This window comes from Desulfosporosinus sp. BICA1-9, from assembly GCF_000802135.1.
The window spans coordinates 37,530-56,742 of sequence record NZ_JUEE01000243.1 but is presented as its reverse complement, the minus strand read 5'-3'; the positions used below and the strand labels follow the sequence as shown (position 1 = coordinate 56,742).

Annotated in this window: 14 protein-coding genes and 1 pseudogene; 11 read left to right on the top strand and 4 right to left on the bottom strand. The window is 39.0% G+C overall.

Going from position 1 to position 19,213, the window contains the following annotated elements; genetic code table 11:
• Nucleotides 1-339 (bottom strand): annotated as a pseudogene (locus tag JL57_RS29885) (hypothetical protein); the annotation flags it as partial.
• Nucleotides 340-701: 362 nt separating this feature from the next.
• Between JL57_RS29885 and JL57_RS35960 the strand changes: the two are divergent.
• From JL57_RS35960 to JL57_RS29840, 9 genes are all read left to right on the top strand, one after another.
• The gene (locus JL57_RS35960) at nucleotides 702-1,829 is read left to right on the top strand and encodes a GGDEF domain-containing protein (protein WP_291300764.1); all 1,128 of its coding nucleotides are present in this window, start codon (nucleotides 702-704) and stop codon (nucleotides 1,827-1,829) included.
• A 179-nt stretch (nucleotides 1,830-2,008) separates the two neighbouring features.
• Nucleotides 2,009-3,085 carry a 23S rRNA (adenine(2503)-C(2))-methyltransferase RlmN gene (gene rlmN, locus JL57_RS29875; RefSeq protein WP_034145519.1) on the top strand — a complete coding sequence of 359 codons (1,077 nt, stop codon included), beginning with the start codon at nucleotides 2,009-2,011 and terminating at the stop codon, nucleotides 3,083-3,085.
• A gap of 198 nt (nucleotides 3,086-3,283) precedes the next feature.
• Nucleotides 3,284-3,787, top strand: coding sequence for a PaaI family thioesterase (locus JL57_RS29870; RefSeq protein ID WP_034145518.1), 504 nt, complete (start codon nucleotides 3,284-3,286; stop codon nucleotides 3,785-3,787).
• A gap of 220 nt (nucleotides 3,788-4,007) precedes the next feature.
• Nucleotides 4,008-4,601: a rubrerythrin gene (rbr, locus tag JL57_RS29865; protein ID WP_034145517.1), complete on the top strand. Its 594-nt coding sequence runs from the start codon at nucleotides 4,008-4,010 to the stop codon at nucleotides 4,599-4,601.
• Nucleotides 4,602-5,010: 409 nt separating this feature from the next.
• Nucleotides 5,011-5,706: a hypothetical protein gene (locus JL57_RS29860; protein ID WP_034145516.1), complete on the top strand. Its 696-nt coding sequence runs from the start codon at nucleotides 5,011-5,013 to the stop codon at nucleotides 5,704-5,706.
• A 104-nt stretch (nucleotides 5,707-5,810) separates the two neighbouring features.
• Nucleotides 5,811-6,131, top strand: coding sequence for a heavy metal-binding domain-containing protein (locus JL57_RS29855; protein ID WP_034145515.1), 321 nt, complete (start codon nucleotides 5,811-5,813; stop codon nucleotides 6,129-6,131).
• Nucleotides 6,132-6,589: 458 nt separating this feature from the next.
• Nucleotides 6,590-9,064, top strand: coding sequence for an HD domain-containing phosphohydrolase (locus JL57_RS35955; protein ID WP_291300763.1), 2,475 nt, complete (start codon nucleotides 6,590-6,592; stop codon nucleotides 9,062-9,064).
• 506 nt (nucleotides 9,065-9,570) lie between these two features.
• On the top strand, nucleotides 9,571-12,255 hold the full coding sequence (locus tag JL57_RS29845; protein WP_034145514.1) for a calcium-translocating P-type ATPase, PMCA-type: 2,685 nt from the start codon (nucleotides 9,571-9,573) through the stop codon (nucleotides 12,253-12,255).
• A 386-nt stretch (nucleotides 12,256-12,641) separates the two neighbouring features.
• Nucleotides 12,642-13,967 (top strand): PhoH family protein, encoded by a 1,326-nt coding sequence (locus JL57_RS29840; protein ID WP_034145513.1) that lies wholly within the window; start codon nucleotides 12,642-12,644, stop codon nucleotides 13,965-13,967.
• Between the two features lie 463 nt (nucleotides 13,968-14,430).
• Here JL57_RS29840 and JL57_RS29835 read toward each other — a convergent pair whose 3' ends face one another.
• The 3 genes from JL57_RS29835 to JL57_RS29825 are packed head-to-tail and all read right to left on the bottom strand — an operon-like array spanning nucleotide 14,431 to nucleotide 17,552.
• Nucleotides 14,431-15,774 carry a UDP-glucose/GDP-mannose dehydrogenase family protein gene (locus tag JL57_RS29835; protein WP_034145512.1) on the bottom strand — a complete coding sequence of 448 codons (1,344 nt, stop codon included), beginning with the start codon at nucleotides 15,772-15,774 and terminating at the stop codon, nucleotides 14,431-14,433.
• A 13-nt stretch (nucleotides 15,775-15,787) separates the two neighbouring features.
• Nucleotides 15,788-16,942 carry a glycosyltransferase family 1 protein gene (locus tag JL57_RS29830; protein WP_034145511.1) on the bottom strand — a complete coding sequence of 385 codons (1,155 nt, stop codon included), beginning with the start codon at nucleotides 16,940-16,942 and terminating at the stop codon, nucleotides 15,788-15,790.
• A gap of 13 nt (nucleotides 16,943-16,955) precedes the next feature.
• The gene (locus JL57_RS29825; protein ID WP_034145510.1) at nucleotides 16,956-17,552 is read right to left on the bottom strand and encodes a zinc dependent phospholipase C family protein; all 597 of its coding nucleotides are present in this window, start codon (nucleotides 17,550-17,552) and stop codon (nucleotides 16,956-16,958) included.
• A gap of 243 nt (nucleotides 17,553-17,795) precedes the next feature.
• Between JL57_RS29825 and JL57_RS35950 the strand changes: the two genes are divergently transcribed.
• On the top strand, nucleotides 17,796-17,951 hold the full coding sequence (locus tag JL57_RS35950) for a hypothetical protein (RefSeq protein ID WP_291300762.1): 156 nt from the start codon (nucleotides 17,796-17,798) through the stop codon (nucleotides 17,949-17,951).
• A gap of 67 nt (nucleotides 17,952-18,018) precedes the next feature.
• Nucleotides 18,019-19,062 (top strand): radical SAM protein, encoded by a 1,044-nt coding sequence (locus JL57_RS29820; RefSeq protein ID WP_034145509.1) that lies wholly within the window; start codon nucleotides 18,019-18,021, stop codon nucleotides 19,060-19,062.
• Nucleotides 19,063-19,213: the final 151 nt, after the last annotated feature.

Here is a 19,213-nt window from a genome sequence, read left to right as displayed (position 1 = left end):
CGCAATTTCAAGATTTATTGGCAATAGGTCCTTTAATTCATCTGCGATCGGAGTGGTATCGATATTGAAGTCTGGTAGTTTTGAATTCCTAAGCCTTATTTTTGAAGTGTCTAACGGTGGAAGTTTAATGAGTCCTGCTTCTTCCAATGTTTCTAGAAAGGATGTACATTGAGGTGTTTTTGCTTTTCCTGCTGGTGTAGTCCACCCTAGAAACTCACATAAGGTTCTTGCTAATTCTGTCCTAGATAGTTGTGGATATCTTTTTCTCGTCCACTTGATAAGCTCTATATCTTCAGAAGTAAAATTTCTTCCCGAGAAGGTCATGCTAGTCTTATCCATAGGTACCAAACCTACCTTTCTAAGACTACCATACCATATTGATTTGTGTATTACCAGCCCTATTTTGAGAAAAAGTTATTTTGAAAACCTCTACACCCCTTAGCTATGGCGGTATACAATGTTATGCTTCAGCTCTGATTATCTAGGCATGAATTTGAGTTATAATTGTCCGACGCTGCTAAATTAATAATCTGGAATTATACACCATATTGTAATATAATCATGTTATATTTTTAAAAATAGAATGTTCAAGTGAGGGTGAATTTATGGCTCATAAACTCTAAAATCAGGGCAATGGTCAAAGATATCATAGTGATAAGAACTCAAGTCTGAAATGAATACGGCAGAGGAAGTGATTTTGGTTGGATTTAAAGGACCATCATATTTCTAAATTGTCTGGATTGTTCTTGGATAAACATCTTGAACAACAATTTCAAGAATCATACCTAAACCGATCTAAAAACCATCTGCGGAAAATTGCGCTCACAATAGGGGTCCTTTTTTTCTCATTCTTGATTTATGATTTTTCATCGAATAGAATGCACTCAACCGGTTTAATAATCTTCCTGTGTCGTTTTACGTTCCTTTCTTTATCTATACTGTTTTATTTTAAGCCTGACTTTTTTCTGAAATCCTCTGCCTTTTTAAAGATCACTATTTATGAACTCGTTGCAGTAATACTTTTCTTTATTATTATTATCAACTATGAAAACCCACATTTTATGACCCAAGCTTTTGCGCTAAACGTCATTGTTTTAGGAATTTTCATCTTATTGCCAAACTTGCTGTACAATAGAGTAGTTCTTTCACTTTTTACAGCGATTGGTTTTTTAGTAATTAGTTTGACTAAATTTCATCCTCCTTTGGTTGAGATTATTACCGTCTTTGTCTATTTAACTCTAGCAATCTTGTTCAATAGCATATCATCCTATAGTTTAAGTAGATACAAGAGGCTTGATTATGTTAACAAACAATACTTTATGGAACTTTCCACGAAGGATCCTTTAACCAATACATATAATCGTCTGAAGTTTAACGATTCATTGAGTAATGAGATTGAGGTAGCTCGGAGGTATGGAAATACCTTTTCTCTTATAATGTTTGACATAGACCATTTCAAGCAATTTAACGATAGTAATGGGCATAGTTTTGGAGATAAGATTCTTAAAGAAATAGCCAATCTTGTGCAAGAATCAGTAAGAGAAGTGGATGTCTTTGCTCGTTGGGGTGGGGAGGAGTTTGTGATTCTTTTACCACAGACTCATTGTAGAGAAGCTTCTGCCCTTGCGGAACGATTAAGAGATTCGATATATAAAGCCTCGTTAAAGAAGGAAATGAATCTAACCTGCAGCTTTGGCGTCACAGCCTTCTTCAGCCAGGATGATCAGGAGTTGCTCATGGAGCGGGTTGATAGGGCTTTATACAAAGCTAAGGAGAGCGGCAGGAATATTGTAGTTACTGAATGTAATCTTCAAGTTGTTTCCGCCTGATCGGTGAATATGAACTATGTGTTATGTACTTTACAAATTATATGAGTGATGAATAGGGTATGATATAATACTATAAAAAGTAATAATATTTGAAGTTCGGTGTATCACTTTCAATACTATGGGAAGGTCCGTTTCGCTCCGCAATTTGCGGGGCTAAACTTAATGAAAAGGGGATTTGGATGAGCAAAAAATCCATTTATGGATTGACTTTTGACCACCTGGAAGAATGGCTTTTGGAACATGGACATAAAAAGTTTCGAGCCTTACAAGTCTGGGATTGGCTTTATAAGAAACAAGTGAGGCACTTCTCAGAAATGCTAGACGTTAATAATGAGTGTCTGCAATTATTAGCTGATCATTTTATCCTCGAATCTTTACATGAACACTCTAAGCAAGAATCAGCAGATGGAACAATAAAGTTTTTGTTCAAGTTAAAGGACGACCATCTGATTGAAACGGTATTGATGAGACATAAATTTGGTTTGTCGGCCTGTGTCACAACCCAAGTAGGTTGTAACATGGGGTGTAGCTTTTGTGCCAGTGGATTATTAACGAAAAATCGCAATTTATCTAGTGGTGAAATTGTGGAACAAATTTTGAAAGTTCAACATCATCTAGATCTAGAGAAACATGATAAAAAAGTGAGCCATGTTGTAGTAATGGGAATCGGCGAACCTTTTGATAATTTTCAGAACGTGGTTGACTCATTGCAGATTATAATAGATCATAAAGGGCTAGCCATTGGGGCTAGACATATAACCGTCTCGACTAGCGGACTTGCCGATAAGATCTATGATTTCGCGGATCTCAATTTGAGGGTTAACTTAGCGATCTCCTTACATGCCCCTGCTGACGAACTTCGTACACGAATCATGAAAATTAACCGTGTCTTTCCATTAGACACATTAATGAAGGCTGTCGATTATTATCTAAGTAAAACAAAGCAAAAAATTACGTTGGAATATCTGTTGCTCAAGGATCTAAATGACAGTAGAGAACAGGCTCTCCAACTTGCTGACCTGATCGGTGATAAGCGACCTCTCGTGATTGTCAATATAATTCCCTATAATCCGGTTGAAGAGCATCATCAGTATCAAAGAAGTGAGAGGGAATCCACGCTGGCGTTTTATGATGAGTTGAAAAAGCAGAGGATTAATTGTAGTATCCGTCTTGAACATGGGAAGGATATTGAGGCTGCTTGTGGACAATTAAGAAGCAAACAAATCAAGAAATCCAGAGAAAATATCCACAACTGAGGGCTTTTTGGGGTGAGTGGAAAATCGAAGTCTAGATTTATAGGTCTTGAATTCGGCGCTAAGATGTGGTTGAATTTCGAGAGGAATCATGGAAGAATACATTCTTATATGATATGATTTCTCTGTAATTATTTCTAGAAAGACGCATTTATGTGAGAAATGGGATTAAGGTGTAACGCTTTCTGTAAGGAGCAGTTTATGAAGTACACGGTGATGAAAAGACAACAGAATAGTAAAAAGTGCATTGTTTGTGGACTGGAAAATGATTTAGGATTGAAAGCCTCTTTTTATGAATTGGAAAATGGCGAGCTTGTTGCTATTTTTAAACCTCTTGAGGAACACCAAAGCTATCCAGAGAGGTTGCATGGTGGTATCGCTGGAACCATATTGGACGAAACTATTGGTAGGGCAATTATGGTGAAAGAAGAGGATATTTGGGGGGTAACTGTAGAGTTAAATATAAAGTACAGAAAACCTATACCATTAACGGAAGAGTTAAGGGTTATTGGCAGAATTACTAAAAATTCGAGTAGGTTATTTGAGGGGACAGGGGAAATTTTTTTAAAAAATGGCGCTGTCGCGGTGAGCGCTTGGGGGAAATATTTGAAGATGCCAATCGATAAAATCGCTAATTTTAATGAAGATGATCAAGAATGGCAAGTTATCTTCTCAGAGGGCGAACCTAATGAAATAGATATCTAAGTATAGGGAAGTGAAAAGATTGATTTCAATGTTGACGAATGAATAATATGCAACTACAATAAACTTATAATAATTATAAATGATTGAGAAAAATTTGCTTATCGGTCAAACTTCAAACTTACTATTGTACTTATCACGAGAACATGCCTGGTTTTGGTGGCTCAACAAATGCCTAAGTGTAACGATTAGAATAAGGATTAGGAATAAGGAGGACTTTATCATGAATAGTTTAAAAGGGACTAAAACTGCTGAAAATCTATTAAAAGCTTTCGCAGGAGAATCACAAGCTCGCAACCGCTACACCTATTATGCATCAGTCGCAGATAAAGAAGGTTACAAGCAAATTAAGAATATCTTTATCGAAACTGCGGATAACGAAAAGGAACACGCAAAAAGGTTTTACAAATTCCTACTGGCAGGTTTTGAGGGTGAGCTTCCTGCTAATATAGAGATTAGTGCTGCTTTTCCAGTAGCTCAGGGGACGACACTTGATAATTTATTAGCCGCCGCTGGTGGAGAAAACGAAGAATGGTCTGAGTTATACCCGGCCTTTGCTAAGGTGGCAGAGGAAGAAGGCTTTCCGGACATTGCAGCAGCATTTACGATGATTGCTTCTGCGGAAAAAAGACACGAAACAAGATATAACAAGCTGGCAGAAAATATTAAGCAAGATCAAGTCTTTAATAAAGATAAGAATGAGCTCTGGAAGTGTGGAAACTGCGGTTATATTCATGAAGGAACAAGCGCTCCAGAGGAATGTCCAGCTTGTATTCATCCTACGGCGTATTTCGAAGTCTTTGAGGAGACTTATTAAAGATCTCACAACCAAACATTAAAGGACGGTTCATCTTGCAAACGCTCAGGCAAAGATGAACCGTCCATTATTAATTCGAGAATTAGCGGAAACAATAGAGTGCAGATTAGAAAAATATATTAAACCTATTATTATGTTGAAAGGTTAACTCATACGGACAATTAGGTTCATAATTCCCACTATTAGAATGGATAAGACAATTGTACCAGCGATAATAATCCGATTTTGTCTCTTTGTGTTAATTTTGTGCCAAACCAAGGGAATCCCTCCATAAACATTAATCTCTACTAATTGTATCATTGACAGTGATGCAAAAGTATAGACCTAAAGTCTTGGCGTTATAGGTCAGAAGTCCTATCTGTCAAAGATGTGTGAAATGCTATGAGTAAACTTGTCAGGGGTTGATATTATGGGAAAACCAGAAGATCTACTGCGAGAGTATCAGCGTGCTCGCATTAATGAAGAAGCCGTTAATGTGGAGAGAGTTCATTTTTATAAGACGGACAAAAGAGTCAATCCCAAACAAGAGGATCCGTTCTGGTTCTCAATAGGTAACTTACCTGTGTTGGTGACCGCTCCTCATGCTGTAAGACATTTTAGACATAAGAAGATCAAAATGTCTGATCAATATACAGGTTCAATTGTATATCTTTTGAACCAATTAACGGGTTGTCATGCCATTACGGCTACGAAACTATACGGTGGAGATCCGAATATAGACTCACCTTGTATCTTTAAGGAAAAAATCTCAGAGATTGTACGTCAAGAAAAGATTAAACTCGTACTTGATATCCATGGTGCCGCTCGAGAGAGAGAATTTGATATTGATTTTGGCACAGATAATGGAAGAACTCTATTAGGTAAGGATTCATTGCTGGAAACGCTGAAGAGAAACATACAAGCCTTTGGATTCAATAAAATCTCCCATAATCACTTTGCTGCTTCAGGAAAGAACACGATCACTAACTTTGTGGCTAGTGAACTAAAAATCCCTGCTGTGCAGGTGGAAATTAACAAGCAATACAGAGTACCAGCCCAAAACCCCCAGGGGTTTCACCGTATCATAGGGGTATTTGTGGAAACAATTCATGAATTAGCCCGTTAAGGGAAGACGATAGTGATCTGATGTTTCCAAATCTTATAACCATAATGCTAAAACTTGGAATATGGGCTATAATTATAAGAGTACATAAATAGGAGGAATGGAATATGCTTTTAACAACAACTCCGTCTATTGAGGGCCGAAAAATTACAGCTTATTTAGGTATTATTACTGGGGAAGCAATCATGGGCGCCAATATTATGCGAGATCTTTTCGCAAGCATAACAGATGTCATCGGTGGGCGTTCCGGGGCCTATGAAGAAAAATTGCAGGATGCTCGTCATATTGCTTTAAAGGAATTAGAGGAACGTGCAGCACGATTAGGAGCTGATGCTGTGGTAGGCATTGATTTAGATTATGAAGTGATCGGTCAAAGTGGTAGTATGCTAATGGTAAGTGCGTCGGGTACTGCCGTCAGACTAGACTAGACTAGTCTAATCTAATCTAATCTAATCTAATCTCGCCTTAGTGGATAACGATGAGTGGGGAATATCCCCGGGCTAACCTGAAAAGGGCAACTAAACTAAACCCCCAAGATTTTGGTAGTAAACTAAAACCAAAATCTTGGGGGTTTTGATCTTAATATAGCTTCTAGGCGGTGTTCGATTAAGAATTAAATGAGTCATTACTATTAGGAAAGGTTCAAAGGCAAAGAATAATCTGAATAGAGAATAATTAAGAAGGAAATACAGAAAATTTGTAGAATATTATCTATTATCATCATTTAGCCGGGAAGAATAATACAATTAATCTATTAAATTAACGTTTAAAAGAACAGAATTAGTAATGTTTAATTGAAATATTCACAATATGTTTAACGCAGTTATAGAAATGTTTTGAGCAAATAAAACATACCTAAGTTAAACCTGAAAGAGGGTGATATATTATGAGATTGAAAACAAAAGTTTTAATCATTAATTCGGTCTCTTTCTTTGTATTGTTTGGTTTATTGATGTATATTTCAAATTTATATATCGTTAGGAATATTTTACAACAGGAAAATAGTGAGTTGAAAAATCGTATTGAGTTAGTCAATCGATTAATCACGGATACAATAGATTCCTTAAATAGGACGACAGCTGACTGGGGTCAATGGGATGAAATGTATGAGTTTGTCCTAGAGCCTACACAGGAGTTCATAGACGGGAATTTTGATCTTGAGACGATAAGTAACTTGGAGTTAAATCTGATCGTTGTTGTAAACGAGGGTAAGGTTCTTGCCTATAAAACATATGACTATGCCGAAAAACAAACGTTAGACGAAACAGGGACTATAAGCGACTTAAACCGATATATCCCTCGGTTGGATGAAGTCAAAGATCAAAACGATTTGATATCGGGGATTATAATCCTTAATAATAAACCTATGCTAATATCGACGCGGCCTATTACGGATTCCAAGCGAGAACAACCAAAAGCAGGAATTTTAATCATGGGAAGATATCTAGATCGTAATGTTACAGATTATATAGAAAGGCTTTCCAAAGGAGCTATTACAATAGAGGAAGTTGGAGAGTACAAGGGCGTAATTGGAGATAGTTTTAATAAAGAGTCCACGGAAATAGTCCCTTTGGCTAACAATACCATCAAGATACATTATTATATGAATGATTTACTTGCAGATAAATCATTTAGTATTAATCTTACGAGCTACAGAAATATCTATAGTCAAGGACGAAAATTTGTAGATTTTTTTACTGCATTTTATATTGGATCTCTGCTGATTGTTTCGATACTTAGCTTAATCTCACTGCGAAGATCAATAATTAAACCTCTAGAGAAAATTAATGCCGAGATTAATTTAATCGATATAAAGAATAAGTTAGATAACAGAATTGATGTGAAAGGAAACGATGAATTTGCCTTTTTGGCAACAGAAATTAATTCTATGCTTGAGAGAATCGATAACGCCAATCAAAAGGTTATAAACAGTGAAAATAAGTTGAAAATTGTTATGGATGCTGCAAGTGCGGGATATTGGGACTGGGATATCAAGAGTAACACACTCATGGTAAATAGTCGTGTAGCTGAAATGTTAGGCTTGGGAGATGCAGATTTCATAGCTTCGCCCAAAGAATGGCAAGAATTAATCCATCAAGAAGACAAGGCCTATGCTATTAAAGTACTCAGTAATAGTCAAGTTAACACGTCAAGTGCAATTTTTCTAGAGCATCGCTTACTTACTAAGCATCAGGGCTACAAGTGGTTTTTACTTCAAGGTAAAAAAGTAATTCAAAATGGTTCAGAATCCGCCAAATTGATGGGTATAATTACGGATATAACGGATAAGAAAGAATTTGAAGAAGAGCTTAAATATCTCACCTACTATGATACTCTAACTGGATTATTTAATAGAGGTTATTTTGAAGTAAGCTTAAGAAATCTAAATAAAAAGGCGAATTTGCCTATTACCATCATGCTTGCTGATGTAAACGGTTTAAAATTAATAAATGATACGTTTAGCTACGCAGTAGGAGATAAGCTATTAGTTGAGGTTAGCAGAATGCTTGAAAAGGCCTGTGGACAAAATTCAATTATATCACGACTGGGTGGAGATGAATTTGCGATTATTCTTGAGGGAAGGGATACAACCACTGTAAAGGAACTATTTGAAACGATTAAAGAATTAGGCAATCAAATGCAAGTCAATTCTTTAAGTATTAGTATAGCCTTAGGATATGCTATGAAATATTTTGAGGAGGATGATCTTAATGAAACAGCCAAAATAGCTGAAGAAAGGATGTACAGAAACAAGCTCTTAGAAAAAAGAAGTTCCAGAAACAGTACTATTTCTAGTCTAAGTAAAATGTTGTTTGAAAAAAGTTATGAAACGGAAGAGCATGCGTTAAGAATGTATAAGATTTGTGAAAAGATAGGTAAAAGGCTCAGTATGACCTCAGCACAATTAGATGAGCTGAACCTTTTAGCTAAGCTCCATGATATCGGCAAGATTGCAATTCCAGACCAGATTCTGAATAAGCCTGGTAAGTTAACAGAGGACGAATTCGAAATTATGAAGACCCACACTAAAATAGGTTACAAGATTGCAACGGAATTAGAAGATTTACGACACGTTGCCTATCAAATACTGTGTCATCATGAAAACTTTGATGGGAGCGGATATCCTAATGGCCTAAAAGACAACTCCATTCCGTTTCTCTCTAGAATTATTAGAATTGTCGACTCGTTTGATGTTATGGTATCAGGAAGACCTTATAAAACTCCGATGACTAAAGAGGAGGCCATGGGCGAACTATTGAGATGCTCTGGCAAACATTATGATCCAGAGTTAATAAAGCTGTTTGTAGAAGTTTACGAGGAGTATGACACTGTGGAGGCTTCGTTGGGTGAGGATGATTGAAAAAAATTCCTCGTTTGATTTGACAAGCAACCATAATTCAAGTAAACTAATATCGTTGAGAGGGAGTAGTTGAATTACAAAGGCAACATACCCGGTGGGGAAACTCACCTGACTTTGTAAACCGTAGAGGTAACGAGACTTTTGACATGGCCTTATTAGGCTATGTCAAAAGTCTTTTTTGTTTATACTCCTCAGAAAGTGTAACATGAATGTTTTATACTTTCTGGAAGAAGTGCAACTAAGACTTCCGCCGACGCCTGAAGGCTGACAGAATGACTAATACGTGCGAAGACAGTGTCTGCAAGAAGGCTAATACGTGCGAAGACAGTGTCTTCAAGAAGGGCTAATTCGTGCGAAGACAGTGTCTTCGTGTGGGCTCAAGCCAGGTTTTCTTCATCAACACGGTGTATCTAAAGGTTCAAAACAAAAGTAAGGAGTGGTTATTTCGTTTATACTACTACCGTAAATGACTGTATGCTCGATTAAATAAAAGGAGGATATAAAACGTGGATTATTTCCAAAAAGAAGTTGAAGACGTCATCTTGGAACTTAAAAGTAATGAAGAGATGGGATTAACCGCTGCAGAAGCGGAAGCGAGAATCCTGCGGTATGGAAAAAATACTTTTTCCCCCAAAGAGAAGGAAAGCATTTTCGTTAAAATCTTGGAAAGTCTGAAGGAACCCTTGATCGTAATTCTATTAATATCAGGATTGATATCCCTGGCAATGGGTCACCTTGCAGACGGGATCGGAATTTTTGTGGCAGTTTTAATCGCCACATCAATTGCCGTGATTCAAGAGGGGAAGTCAGATAAAGCCTTTGAAGCCTTATCCAAGCTCAGTGAAGATGTGCATGTGAAAGTGGTAAGAGAGAGTAAAATTGTTTATCTTTCACAAAGTGATCTTACCATAGGGGATATTATCCACTTAGAAACAGGAGATAAAGTTCCCGCTGATGCTAGGCTGATTCATTCTTCGAATCTGGGCATTGATGAATCGATGCTTACTGGTGAAGCTGAAGCAGCCTCTAAGAAATCGGATAAAATTGACCGGGAAGATTGTCCCCTAGCAGAACGCAAAAATATGCTATACTCTGGGACGATGGTAACTGAAGGACGGGTTGTGGCCATTGTCACCTCTATTGGGGACCAAACTGAGATGGGTAAAATTGCCAATGAACTTAAAGAAGAGATTTCTTCAGATACTCCTCTTCAACAAAAGTTAGCCGACCTTGGTAAGAGAATTTCCATTATTGGGTCTATTGCAGCAGCTGGTATTTTTCTTTTTGAGGTATTTACTATGTATAGACATGGGATCCTCGTCTTGGATAATATTGGGGCCGCTCTTCCAGGTATTAAAGACGCCTTTGTTACCTCTGTAGCTCTTATTGTTGCAGCTGTGCCGGAAGGTTTGCCAACCATGGTGGCCATTACTCTGGCTTTCAACATGCAGAAAATGGCTAAGAACAATGCTTTGGTCCGCAAGTTAATTGCCTGTGAAACGATTGGCTCTGTGAATGTCGTCTGTTCGGATAAGACAGGAACCTTGACAGAAAACAAGATGACTGTCGTTGAAGTTTGGTGCGATGGGAAAAGCGTCCCTGTCGATAAACTACATTGTGATGAAATGATTCAAAACTTCTGTGTCAACTCCACCGCAGATATTACCAAAAATAATGATAAATACGAATTCTTGGGAAATCCAACGGAATGTTCACTGCTGGTCTGCGCGGATAAGAATAATATAAACTATTTGCATTATCGCAAAGAGTTTGGTGAGCCAGTTTCTGAATACAATTTTACGTCGGCCAGAAAAATGATGTCCACTGCTTATCAGAGGGAAAAGGGCTTCAGGCTTTATACAAAGGGTTCGCCAGAAAAGGTCTTAAATATTTGTAACAGGATTCTGTATAATGGCTCTATTGTTCCGATGACCGAGGAGCATATCAAAGAAATAGAAGCGAATATACGTACTCTTCAGGATAATGCTCGACGAGTCCTGGCGTTTGCCTTTAATGACTTCGCCCAGGAGCCACAGTGGGAGGATATCTACAACGTTGAAAAAGACCTCGTGTATACTGGCTTTATCGGGATTGAAGATCCTCTGCGTTCTGATGTCAAAGACGCGATTGATCAGTGTCGACGTGCCGGGATTACGGTTAAAATTTTAACCGGAGATAATATCAATACGGCCAGAGCCATCGCTAATCAACTTGGACTTATCAAGAACGACTCTTTAGTACTTGAAGTGACAGATATTGATAACATGAGTGATCAAGAGTTAAAGAGCAAGTTGCCGAAAATCGTGGTTATTGCCCGCTCAAATCCGACCGCAAAAATGAGAGTTGTTAAACTCTTAAAGGAAAGCAACGATTCAGTCGTCGTAACGGGTGACGGTATTAACGATGCGCCTGCCTTAAAAGCGGCGGATGTCGGAGTTGCTATGGGGATCGCCGGAACGGAGGTCTCTAAAGAAGCGGCAGATATCGTTTTGTTAGATGACTCTTTCTCTACGATTGTCAGTGCGATCAAATGGGGACGAGGGATATATGAAAACTTCCAACGTTTTATTCAGTTCCAACTTACCGTAAATGTCGTAGCGTTTGTCACAGTAATTTTGGCAGAGCTGATGGGGTATAAGATGCCCTTTACGACGTTGCAGTTGTTATGGGTCAATATTATCATGGACGGGCCTCCAGCCTTAACCTTAGGTTTAGAACCGCCAAGAGAACATTTACTAGAAAAACAACCTATTAAGAGAAATGCCTCCATTGTTACCAAAGATATGTTGCTTAAAATTCTTTCCAATGGTTTGTTTATAGTGACCGCCTTACTCATGCTTATGAAAACACAAATCCTTGGTGGAACAGAAGCACAGCAATCGACCATTGTGTTTACATCGTTTGTCTTGTTCCAGCTTTGGAATGCCTTTAACAGTAGAGAGTTTGGGGTAACCAGTATTTTCCCCAATATTCATAGAAATAAATTAATGGTAGGGGTTGTCTTCCTAACATTCCTAGTTCAGATTCTTGTCACTCAGTTTGGTGGGCAAGTCTTTAAAACAGTACCACTGGAAGCTGCTCTATGGTTTAAGATCATAGCATTTACATTTAGCATTATCCTCTTTAGTGAATTCTTAAAACTGTTGATGAGAGGCTTTCGAGGAATTTTTTCTAATCCTCAAAAGGATTGAACGTTTTCAATGAACAAAAACAAAGGCTAGAGTTCATAATTATTAAGATCTTCTGCTAGATTGTTTTAGGTGCGCTGTATGGAATATTAAGATTCCGTATAGCGCATCTTCCATTAATTAGACAAGTATTCATGGGATACAGTTTACTTAAGATTATTTCAAAAGCCTTTATGAGGGGCAGTATTTAGCTAATCCAGTCCAAGATAAAGTAATGAAAGTCAAAATCACGGTATTATTGCAATAAAAGTGTGCCAGGTAATGCTAGGCAGAATACGGGCTATTTTACATATATTTAACACAAATAAAGGCTTCACTTTACATCGATATGTTACAATAAATTGAGACAATTCATATAAAAGAGCGACAGAAAAAGGGGTGTATATTTTTTGCAAAAAGTATATGTACTCGATTCAAGTGTGTTATTGCATGATCCTAACTCAATATTTCTATTCCAAGAAAATGAGGTAATTATCCCTTACGTGGTTTTAGAGGAGATAGAAAGTAAGAAACATCTCTTGGAGAATGTCGGACGAGCTGCCCGGGAGGCGATCCGTCATCTTGATCACTTACGGAACGACGGTCAACTTTCTCAGGGTGTCCTCTTGCCGAACGGGGGAAAGGTTCGGATCGAGTTAAATCATTACTCTAATGATGTTTTGCCAGTAAATTCGGATCTATCTTTGGCGGACAATCGGATTCTAGCGGTCTCCTTAAATTTATCTCGTGAAGAAAAACGCACCGTCATATTGGTTACCAAAGATATAGCCATGCGGGTTAAAGCGGATGCTTTGGGGATTTTAACTCAAGATTATTATAATGACAAAGTGGTGCTGCCCCCGATAATGGATGAGATCTTAATACTGAACTTAGAGGATGCCGAGGTTACTGCACTTTATAAAAATAAATGTCTTCCCTTACAAGTGCCCTTGCTGCCAAATCGCTGCGTGAAAGCAGTGTTGAGTGATGAATCAGTACTCCCTTTAGTTTCGTCTTCAACTGGGGAATCATTAGTCTATCAGATGGGTCCCAGTAACGCATCTTGGGATATTAGACCCAAGAATATGGAACAATCTTGGGCTTTGGAAATGCTCAACAATCCTGAGATTAAGTTGGTTAATTTAATGGGTCCGGCAGGCACAGGGAAAACTCTACTTGCTTTGGCGTGTGGCCTGGAACAAACAGTTCATGCGGAAATCTATCTTAGGTTGCTTTGCGCTCGGCCAATTGTTCCTTTTGGGAAAGATATTGGGTTTCTTCCTGGGGTGAAGGAGGACAAGGTTCGCCCTTATATGCAGCCGATTTATGATAATCTTGAATATTTACTTCGACCAAAGCGGGAGAAAGAGTGCGAAAGAGGCGGCGAATCTATTATTGACAGCGTCATTGACCTTCTCATCAAGAAACGGCAACTTGAAATTGAAGTCCTTACCTACATCCGGGGTCGAAGCATTCCTAATCAATTCATGATTATTGATGAGGCCCAGAACCTGTCTGCCCATGAAGTAAAGACGATTATTACACGTGCGGGTGAAGGAACGAAGATTGTGCTATGTGGAGATCCAGATCAAATTGATCATCCTTATTTGGATAAGGAGAGTAATGGGCTAGCCCATGTCGCTGCAAGGTTAAATGGTCAATCCTATTATGGACAGGTTCGACTGATCCATGGGGAGCGAAGCGAACTCGCGACTAGGACGGCAGGGCTATTGTAACTTCCGGAAGCAGGTAAAGTCCTAATAACGGCTTATCTATACGAAAGAACGAGAGACCCCGCCTTTTAATGCGGGATCCTATCGTTCTTTCGTTTTATGGGTGATGCTGGAAGACTCATCCGGATATTATCTAATCTGTTGGGAAATTCATTAAGTTATATGGCCGGACAGTGTGCATACTCTAGCGGTGGTGTTCCTAGCAAAATAAAGATATTATTCAAATGGTAGGACAGTGAAGCTGCCCGATTTGGGACTAGCCATTTATCATCAAGGAAATCATTGGGCCCAGTCCCTAGCGCAATACGCCAATCAGCTTCAGAAAGAAGTGGAACGCTTCAAGGTTTAGGGTCAGATATGAGAGAGATAACCCTGCACAGCAAACTGCAGGGTTATCTCTATTCAAAGGGAATTTCGGCGACTATAGGTTTCTGGAACGCTCAGAGGATTTGAAAAACTGGATTATTTAAATAATGTTTTTCAGAGGAACGCTGATGTTTTTATAGATGTTATCGGCAATGCCAATACCTTTGTATTGGAACCCAAGGTAATGAGCTTTGTTGGGTGCGAAAATGTTCCTTGTATCAACGATTAAGGGGGTTTTCATCATATTATAAACTGTCTTAAGCTCCAACTCCTTGAATTCCTGCCATTCTGTCATAACTATTAAACAATCAGCGTCTTTTATAGTATCCTCAATATTCTCGGAAAAAGTGACTCTTGAATTAAGCGGTTCTTCTAGATTCTTTACTACGGGATCAAAGACATGGATAGTAGTTTTTGTAGCTGTTAATTTCTCAAGTAAATGGATGGCAGGAGAGTTCCTCGTGTCATTGGTACCGGCTTTGAAGCTTAATCCTAAAATGGCTATTTTCGTATTTTCTACATCCTTGAGTTCACTCATAACATAACCGATGATGCTTTTGATCTGTATTCCATTGCGTTCCAATACCGCTTTCAACAGAGGCAGGTCGGTGTTTGCCTTACTCGCAAAACAAATTAGGGATTTCAAATCCTTGGTAAGGCATAGACCGCCAAAGCCGGGACCAGGGTTAAGGTAATGACTTCCTATCCGCTTATCGAGCTTCATGCCTCGAAGGATAGCATGGATATCGGCGTTAACCTTCTCGCTGATTTCCGAGATTTCGTTGATAAAGGAGAGTCTGGTAGCCAGGTAGGCATTGCAGGCATACTTAACCAGTTCCGAGCTCCTGGTATCGGTAAAAATCATCGGAGCATCGAAGGTGCTGTATAATTCCTTCATCACAACTTCGGATTCGGGGGTATCTATTCCAACAACGATTCGATCCGGATTCAGGAAATCACTGACTGCATTTCCTTCCCTAAGAAATTCCGGATTTGAAACCACGTCGAAGGGTATCATTGGGTTTTTCAGGTTATCCTTAATAATCATGCTAGCCATAGCACAAGTACCTACCGGTACTGTACTTTTGATAACAATGGTCTTGTAATAGTTCATATAACCTGCTACGAGCTTAAGCGCCAGAATCAGCTGGGACATGTCCGTTTCTCCGTTTTTGCTTTCAGGGGTACCGACTGCAATCATGATGATGTCAGATTCCCTGACAGCTGTTTTTATGTTGTTCGTGAATACTACTTTATTCCTGTCAGTAGCCGCTTTGAGCAGTTCATGAAGGCTTTCTTCGAAGATCGGGAGTTCACCGTTATTCAATTTATTGAGTTTACTAGAGTCACCGTCCATGCAGATTACATCATGACCGTGTACGGCCAGACCTAGGCCGGTAATCAGACCTACATATCCTGTGCCACCGATAATAGATATTTTCACCCGAAACTCCTCCTTATGCTGTTTGTGACAGTTTAGTTTGGCTATTTTCTAGGACTGAGCTATAATCGCTAACCAATTGATCGAATATGTAACTCCAGGATTTTGTAGCAGCGTGCTCTCGTGCGTTGGCTGCCAGTGATTCAATAAACTGTTTGTCTTCAGCCAGCTTGATGATGGCCCCGGCCAAGCTTGTAGCATCGCGGGGTGGGCACATCAAACCATTGTAGCCATTTTTTACATTGTCTTTAACTCCCCCGGAGTTTACCGCGATCACCGGTAATCCCGAAGCCATAGCTTCCAGCACGACGTTGCCGAAGGTTTTAGTGCCTGATGGGAAGACGAACACGTCACAGGATGCATACATAGCGGATAATTCTCGGCCTTTTAGGTATCCTGTAAACTTTACGTTATCGAAAGAACGCTCCTTCATTTGTTTAGCGTAAGGACCGTCACCAACAAAAACAAATTGAACCTTATCTGAATGGCTGGAGTTAACTATACCGATACTTTCCATTAAAATATCAAGGTTTTTTTCGGCAGCCAGTCTGCCGACATATAAGAAAATCATCTTATCATCAGCTTTCAGATGGTACCTGATGTTCAAGTTTTTATAGTTAGGGCTGAATGTGGATGTATCAATCCCCCTTGACCAGATACGCAGGTTTTCTATTCCTTTGCTTTCCAGGACGGTCCAAGTATCTTGAGAAGGGCAGAAATTTAGTTCACTAAATCCGTGGAACCATTTGAAGAGTCCCCAGACTATTCCCTCTAGGTATTCCAGGTTGTAATACTTGAGGTAGGCGTCGAAATTAGTATGAAAGGACGAAACAATGGGGATACCTCTGTCCCGCCCATATCTCAAGCCTGCCAAGCCTATTCCTAATGGGTCGGTAAGGTGAATAATATCAGGCTTGAATTTGTCTGCTACCCGGCATAAATTGGCATACGAAGGGATGGCAAGTCTGCACTCGGGATAGAAGGGTAGACTAATGCTTTTAAACCTGGCAACGGGTGAGTTTTCTGAACTTACAGGCTTCTCGTTAAAATGTGGAGCAAAAAACATATGCTTAATGTCCCGGTCGTTGAGATAATCACCTAATTTTTTCAGTGTGTTACTAACTCCGTTGATTTGGGGGAGGTATGTATCAGTAAAATAGGCTATCCTCATATTAAAACCCCCTTTATATGGCAATCTTTAACTCATGGTCAAGGCACAACGATAGTATGGAAACACAGACTAAAATACAAACCGTGAGGGCATTAGCCGTATCCAATTCAAAAGGCAATGAATTTTCTTTTATAGTTTTCAGATAATTATCATGTGCTTCCTCGATATAGGTAATAATCTTGTTTGCAGAGGACGGGATTTCGGTTGGCTTGATATAGGTGTGGCCTTTTACAACCTTTTTGCTTTTCCTAAAGTAGTATAAGAGTTGGAATTCATAGAGAAGATGTGACCTATGTTTACGTTCGAAGTATTCAGTATGGGCATAACAAAAAAAGTCCGAAAGATAATGGGTGATGACACCTATTCTTTCGGATACCTGTTTTGAACATCGTCTGGATTTGTTTAATCTGAGGGCAGTGAGTTTTTCGATTTCAGCCTGTACTAACTCCATGGTTGTGTGTTTGAAGTGAGGAATTTTAACGGATGAGGCTTCTAAATCCGGTTTCATATTTCCATACATGAAGCTGAAAGCGTCTATTTTTAAAGTTAATTCCTTTTCCACGGCATTGCGGATCGCTAGAGACAACCCCAAATGCATTACGATATTCATCACTTTCACTTCCTTATAAAATATTTGATTGATGAATCTAGTATAAATCATTAGTGTTAAGGTAGTTTTATAACTGTGTAAATCAAGAGTTAATTTACACAATTTTTTAGGTAATTTTTTGCTCTGTATGTAACACATTTAACTGGGTGTTTACAAAACGATAATCTGATTTTTACTTTGATATTGTAAGATTATTTGGATGAGGAATCGAAGTTGTGGAATTGAAAGGAGACAGATGACTATATGACCTGTAAAGAGGAACTGATCATCGCTGCTATATGGGGTAGGCCTTACCTGCTTCATAAGAATGTCCGTGTGTTTCGTGTTTCCCTCCGACCTAGGAAGGTCAAGGAAACAACTATCGCTACAGGTAGGAGCGAGCGGCTTAATATTGTTTAAGTCGCTTTTTAATTTGAGGATAATATATCGAGAATCTACTATAAAAATTAAGAAATGAGACGTGTATATGTGGGGACGTAACAATCCTGTATTTCGCTTTGATAATATGGTTACGCTTGCTAAGGGTAGTATCCCAGGTCAGGTAATTATCCAGTTCACAGATCGTTGTAATGCTAAATGCCCACAATGTGGAATGCGGATCACTGAAAACTTTGAACGCTCTAAAATGAATGCGGATGATATCAAGCGGGTCATTGATGCTGCAGCAGTCGGCGGAGTAAAGTCCTTATCTTTTACTGGCGGAGAAACCTGTCTCTATTATGATGAATTGATTTCCCTGATTTCTTACGCAGGAGATGCCGGAATTGAGTACATTCGTACAGGTACCAATGGTTTTATGTTCATGAATTCGGAGAAACCTGATTTTGCTGGACGCATTACTACAATTGCTGAATCCATGGCAAAAACCAATCTTCGTAATTTCTGGATCAGCATTGATTCCTCTGACCCGTCCATTCATGAGCACATGCGCGGTTTACCCGGTGTAATCTCTGGGATTAGAGCTGCCTTGCCCATTTTTCATGAACATGGTATCTATCCTTCAGCGAATTTGGGAATTAACAGAAATACAGGCGGGAAAATGAAGATTTCCTCTGAACTAGCCGAAAAAGACCCTGAAAAATATTATGAAGCATTCAAGAAGGCATTCTCAGAGTTCTATGCTTTTGTAGTAGAATTGGGTTTTACTATCGTCAATGCATGTTATCCAATGAGCATAGACGTACAGGAAGCTGGAGAACTGCGTGCTGTATATGCAGCAACATCTGAAGATGATATCGTAAGTTTTTCAGCAAAAGAAAAAATTTTAATCTTCAAAGCACTTTCTGATACTATTCCTCTCTACCGCTCCAAAATAAGGATTTTCACGCCGCGGGTATCGCTTTATGCCCTAATCAGGCAGTACCAGAATGATCGAGCTTTTAGCTACCCATGCCACGGTGGAATTGATTTAGAATACTTTAAGCTTTGGTTAGAAGATTTGAAATATTACCGTGCTTGCGACTATTATGACGGACGTAAGGCTCCGGATTATCAAAAGCTCAAGTCTTAAAGTTCAATGTAGCCATGGGTGAGCGCTTTCTCCAATTAGCTTTTGGAAGAAGCCAAACTGCCTTTTCTCTTATGCATACAGCCATAGATGGGGAACAAGGAGTTTGCTGGAAAGTTTTCTTTGCGGTAAACAGGAAAAATCTGTATAAAAA